4 protein-coding genes and 1 pseudogene are annotated in these 4,169 nt (G+C 73.3%); all 5 read left to right on the top strand.

Annotation, left to right across the window (positions count from 1 at the left end; all coding sequences use genetic code 11):
- Window positions 1-1,173: sodium:solute symporter family transporter (locus AC0CYZ_RS23235; RefSeq protein WP_472219728.1), on the top strand; the 1,173-nt coding region annotated here is incomplete at its 5' end.
- 180 nt (window positions 1,174-1,353) lie between these two features.
- The gene (locus AC0CYZ_RS23230; RefSeq protein WP_472219726.1) at window positions 1,354-1,713 is read left to right on the top strand and encodes a DUF485 domain-containing protein; all 360 of its coding nucleotides are present in this window, start codon (window positions 1,354-1,356) and stop codon (window positions 1,711-1,713) included.
- The gene (locus AC0CYZ_RS23225; protein WP_472219724.1) at window positions 1,710-3,383 is read left to right on the top strand and encodes a solute symporter family protein; all 1,674 of its coding nucleotides are present in this window, start codon (window positions 1,710-1,712) and stop codon (window positions 3,381-3,383) included. Before AC0CYZ_RS23230 ends, AC0CYZ_RS23225 begins: the two co-directional genes overlap by 4 nt.
- A gap of 35 nt (window positions 3,384-3,418) precedes the next feature.
- Window positions 3,419-3,745, top strand: coding sequence for a rhodanese-like domain-containing protein (locus AC0CYZ_RS23220; RefSeq protein WP_472219722.1), 327 nt, complete (start codon window positions 3,419-3,421; stop codon window positions 3,743-3,745).
- 4 nt (window positions 3,746-3,749) lie between these two features.
- Window positions 3,750-4,169, top strand: a pseudogene (locus AC0CYZ_RS23215) (hypothetical protein); the annotation flags it as partial.

The raw sequence follows: 4,169 nt of genomic DNA, 5'->3' as shown, positions 1-4,169 counted from the left end.
CAGGCCTTCGGCTTCTGGTTCAAGGCGGTCGCGCTCGCGGTCCCCGCCCTCGTCCTCGTCGCGTGGTTCCTGGGCTCCGGGATCGCGGGGACGACGACCGCCGGGCCCGCGACCTTCGACCGCCCCACCAGCGTGACCGTGCAGTCCCCGGTCACCCTGCAGGTCACCGCGCCCGTCACCGTGCGGGTGTCGGGCGACGGCCCCACCCGCACCGACACCTGGGCCCCCGGACCCCGCACGGTGCGCGAGGACACCACCCTCGGCTTCCCGGCCGGGGCGCCCGTCCCGGCGGTGGACGGCGCGGTGGGCGACCAGGCCGCGTGGGACCATCCCTTCGGCACCGGGCAGCGCGACCCGCTGTGGGTCTACTCGCTGCTGCTGGCGACCTGTTTCGGCGTCGTCGGCCTGCCGCACGTGCTCGTCCGCTACTACACCAACCCCGACGGACGGGCGGCGCGGCGTTCCACCGTCCTCGTGCTCGCGCTGCTCGGCGGCTTCAGCATCGTGCCCGTCGTGCTCGGGGCACTCGCCCGGTTCTCGGCGCCGCAGCTGCTGGTCGGCGGCGAGGGTGACGCCACGGTGCTGCTGCTGCCCGCGTTGGCGGTGGGCGGCTGGGGTGGCGCGGTCCTCGGCGGGCTGGTCGCCGCCGGGGTGACCACGACGCTGCTCGCGGTCTCCGCGGGACTGCTGCTCTCCGTGGCCGGGGTGCTCTCCAGCGACGTCCTCCCGGGCCGCCTGGGGGACTTCCGCATCGCCGCGCACGTCGCCGGCGCCGTCCCGATCGTGCTCGCCCTCGTCATGGTCCGGCTCGAGCTGGCGCAGTCCACGGCGCTGGCCCTGGCGGTCGCGGCGTCGACGTTCGCGCCGCTGCTGCTGCTCGGCATCTGGTGGCGCGGCCTGACCGACCGCGGTGCGGTCGCGGGGATCGTCGTCGGCGGGGTGCTCTCGCTCGGCGCCGCGCTGGCGACGCTGTTCGGGGCGACCCTGCCCGGGGCCGCGGGGGTCCTGCTGGGCCAACCGGCTGCCGTCACGCTGCCGCTCGCGACCGTGACGATGGTCCTGGTCAGCCGGGCGACCCCGAACCGCGTTCCGGCCGGGGTCGGACGTACCCTGCTGCGACTTCACGCTCCGGAACGGCTCGGGCTCGGCGAGATGCGCGTGGGTCGCGGCTGAGTCGTCGTGCCGACGATCGGGCGGTCGGCTCGTCCCGGGACGCACCGACCGTCACGGGACGGCCCACTCGAAAAGAGCACGTCGGACCGAGTGACGACAACTATGTTGCTCCGTTGGACAATCCGTCGCCCGCAGCACCGGCACGCGGAGACCCCGCCACGCCGACCCGGAAGGTTGACCATGAGCGCGACCGAGGAGAGCCCCCGCGGCCCGGTGCCGCAGAGCGGCACCCCGACGCCGTACGAGCAGATGCGGAGCAGCCCGGAGTTCCGGGCGCTGCGCACGCGCTGGCTGCGCTACGTGTTCACGATGAGCGGTCTCTTCCTCGCGTGGTTCCTGGTCTACGTCCTGCTCGCGGACTTCGCGCCCGGCGTCGTGAACACGCACCTGGGCGGGACCAACCTCACCGTGGGACTGCTGCTGGGCCTGCTGCAGTTCGTCTCGACCTTCGCGATCGCGGTGGCCTACGCGCGCTACGCGGAGAAGAACCTCGACCCGACCGCCGCGGAGCTGCGCGCCCGCGTGGAGGAGAACCTGTGACCACCTCGGCCGTCGCCGGGCTCCCGGAGCAGGCCGCGCCGACGCAGCTCGGCAGCCCGGTGCTCAACATCGGGATCTTCCTGGTCTTCGTCGTCCTGACCCTGCTGATCGTCTACCGCGTGAGCCGCTCCACGACGACGGCGTCGGACTACTACGCCGCGGGCAGCTCGTTCACCGGCCCGCAGAACGGGATCGCGATCTCGGGGGACTACCTCTCGGCCGCGTCGTTCCTCGGCATCGCCGGCGCGATCGCCGTGAACGGCTACGACGGGTTCCTCTACTCGGTCGGCTTCCTGGTCGCCTGGCTGACCGCGCTGCTGCTGGTCGCGGAGCTGCTCCGCAACGTCGGGCGCTTCACGATGGGCGACGTCCTGAGCTTCCGGATGCGCCAGCGCCCGGTGCGCGCCGCGGCGGCGGTCTCGACGCTGGTCGTGTCGTTCTTCTACCTGCTCGCGCAGATGGCCGGCGCCGGCGCCCTGATCTCGCTGCTGCTCGGCGTCCCGAACGAGCCGGGCATCTTCGACGGCCAGTCGCTGGTCATCCTGCTCGTCGGGCTCGTGATGATCTTCTACGTGCTCTACGGCGGCATGCGCGGCACCACCTGGGTGCAGATCATCAAGGCCACCCTGCTCGTGATCGGTGCCGCGGTCATGACGGTGTGGGTCCTGGGCCTGTTCAGCTTCAACCTGTCGTCGGTCCTCGGGGCCGCGGACGCGAACGTCAGCACCAACCTGCTCAACGCGGGCAACGAGTACGGCAAGTCCGTCGCGAGCCGGATCGACTTCCTGTCGCTCGCGCTGGCCCTCGTGCTCGGCACCGCGGGCCTGCCGCACGTGCTCATGCGCTTCTACACGGTGCCCACCGCCCAGGAGGCCCGCCGCTCGGTGAACTGGGCGATCTGGATCATCGGCATCTTCTACCTGTTCACCCTGGTGATCGGGTACGGCGCCGCGGCGCTGGTGCCGAAGGGGATGCTGACGTCGAAGAACGTCAACGACGCCGCGCCACTGCTCGCCTACGAGCTCGGCGGCACGCTCCTGCTGGGCATCGTCTCCGCGATCGCCTTCGCGACGATCCTCGCCGTCGTCGCCGGCCTGACCATCACCTCGGCGGCCTCGTTCGCGCACGACGTCTACGCGTCGGTGCTCAAGGACGGCGCCCCGGAGCCCGGGTCCGAGGTGCGGGTCGCGCGGCGGACGGCCCTCGTCGTCGGGATCGTCGCGGTCCTCGGCGGGATCCTCGCGAACGGGCAGAACGTCGCGTTCCTCGTGGCCCTCGCGTTCGCGGTGGCCGCCTCGGCGAACCTCCCGACGCTGCTCTATTCGCTGTTCTGGCGGAAGTTCAACACCACCGGCGCGTTGTGGAGCATCTACGGCGGGCTCGGCCTCTGCATCGTGCTGATCGTGTTCTCACCGGTGGTCTCGGGCGAGGAGACGTCGATCTTCGGGGCCGGGGTCGACTTCGCGTGGTTCCCGCTCTCGAACCCCGGCATCGTGTCGATCCCGGTCTCGTTCCTGCTCGGCGTCGTCGGGACGATGGTCGGCGCGGACCGGATCCCGCCGGAGGAGCAGGCCGAGCTCGACCGCCGCGCCGCCGAGATGGAGGTCCGCTCGATGACCGGTGCCGGATCGGCGGCCGAGCAGCAGGTGCCGCAGGCGCGTCAGCACTGACGGGCGGCCGGTCCGTCGTGTGATGTGATGGGTCCATGACGCCCGAGGTGCCCGCCGTGACGGTGACCGAGGTGCCCGCGGGGGCGACGCTGCTCGACGTCCGCGAGGACGACGAGTGGGCCGCGGGCCATGCGCCCGACGCGGTGCACGTCCCGATGTCGCAGTTCCTCAACCGGCTCGACGAGGTCCCCGAGGGGCCGCTCGCGGTGGTCTGCCGCGTTGGCGGCCGCTCGGCGCAGGTCACCGCGTACCTGGTCGGCCAGGGCCGCGAGGCGGTCAACGTGCACGGCGGCATGCTCGCCTGGGAGGCCGCCGGTCGCCCGGTGGTCACCGACGGGCCGGGGCCCGCCCAGGTGGTGTAGCGCCGTGACCTGCCCGCGGTGCGGCCGGGAGCAGCCACCCGGCGAGTCCGTCCGCTTCTGCGTGCACTGCGGCCGCGTGCTCTCCGGGGTCCGCTGGGTGGCGACGACGCCGGACGCGCTGCGTCCCCGGGCGCCCGCCCGGACCCGCCGTCCCTACGCCGGGCCCCCGCGCTACCGCGAGGTACCGCGGTGGAGCCTGTGGCCGTGGGCCGCGCGCCCGGAGCCCGGCAGCCCCGACGGGCCGCTCCCGTCCCGGCCCGCCCCCGACCCGCAGGAGGCGCTGCGCGCCCACGCCGGGCTGCTGCGCCGGCTCGCGGTCACCACCGCCCTGCTCGCGGGGATCGCCGCCGCGGGCGAGGTGTTCCGCTACGTGTTGCTGGTCCTGTCCCGCGACCGGGCGCTCTCCGGGGTGGCCCTGGGCTGG

This window comes from Actinomycetospora sp., from assembly GCF_055612215.1.
This window is presented reverse-complemented; position numbering and strand designations above follow the sequence as displayed.